This window comes from Rhodoferax sp. UBA5149 (assembly GCF_002413825.1).
Classification (GTDB): Bacteria; Pseudomonadota; Gammaproteobacteria; order Burkholderiales; family Burkholderiaceae_C; genus Rhodoferax.
This window is the reverse complement of sequence record NZ_DHXT01000101.1, coordinates 1-913: the sequence shown is the minus strand read 5'-3', so window position 1 is coordinate 913 and position 913 is coordinate 1. Positions and strand designations below refer to the sequence as shown.

Below are 913 nucleotides of genomic sequence, written 5' to 3'. Positions count from 1 at the left end.
ACGCTGGCTTACGACGAGCTGTTCAACGAGACCATGCTCTTGTACTGCGGTGCGCAGCACGCCCTGTTTGGCGCGGACCCGCCGGGCATGGGCTGGGACGAATTGCGCACGCACCACTTTGCCGGCCTGGGCTACCACTCGCCCAATATGGAAATCAGCCAGCAGGTGCGACTGCCGCGCAAGGCCACCGGCTACGACCAGGAATCCATCGCCACGCTGATCCTGTCGGGCAAGTACCTGGGTTTTTTGCCCGACCATTACGCGCAGGCGTTCGTGCGCAACGGCCAGATGTGCGCCGTCAAGCCGGAACTGTTTCACTACGCCTGCAGCTTCTTCAGCATCGTGCGGCGCTCGCCGCAGCCGTCACGCGTGACGCGGGCCTTTCATGATTGCTTGCTGAAAGCGCATGGATCGGCTGTTGCGGCCATGAATATTTATGAAAAATAGGCCGATAGCCCCTGTGGAATAAGCGCCAGCAGCTATAAAAACAATAGCTATTGAGGCGGGCGCTGGCGCTCGATCATTTTGCCGTGCGGCAGGGTGGCCAACCGCGTGAACATGCGCCGGCAGTAGCCACTGATCTGCAGGCATTTGTTGATCTCATCGACCGGCAGGGGGCCGGACACCACCACGATGTCATTGGCGCTGTCCAGCGCCCCGGCGGCCCGCAGTCGGCGGCGCGCCGTGGTGGCCCAGGAATGGATACGCCAGGGGCTGCCATGCTCGTGCAGCACACCCGTGCTGGCGTCAAAAGCAAGGGCGACGGTGTCGGTTTTGAGTCGCAGGCGGCGCTCCCCGGTGACCGTGTTGGCCGGGGTGCTCATGTCGTACAAATGGTAGTTGCCCTCTTTGAGCTGGTATTGCAATGCCATGGGATCTCCTCGATGAAGTGTATTGTGGTTTCACGGGGGGC

General features: G+C 61.6%; 2 protein-coding genes. One reads left to right on the top strand and one right to left on the bottom strand.

Translation table 11 applies throughout. The annotated features are described in order from the left end of the window. The coding region (locus tag B3V69_RS09045) for a LysR substrate-binding domain-containing protein (RefSeq protein WP_296445792.1) at nt 1-447 on the top strand (447 nt) is incomplete at its 5' end. Between the two features lie 47 nt (nt 448-494). On the opposite strand, the gene B3V69_RS09040 is transcribed toward B3V69_RS09045, so the two are convergent. After that, on the bottom strand, nt 495-872 hold the full coding sequence (locus B3V69_RS09040; RefSeq protein WP_296445790.1) for a hypothetical protein: 378 nt from the start codon (nt 870-872) through the stop codon (nt 495-497). Nucleotides 873-913: the final 41 nt, after the last annotated feature.

Bases quoted from the DNA above. Each gene is read 5' to 3' on its own strand.
- B3V69_RS09040 (WP_296445790.1), bottom strand. From the start codon at position 872: ATGGCATTGCAATACCAGCTCAAAGAGGGCAACTACCATTTGTACGAC.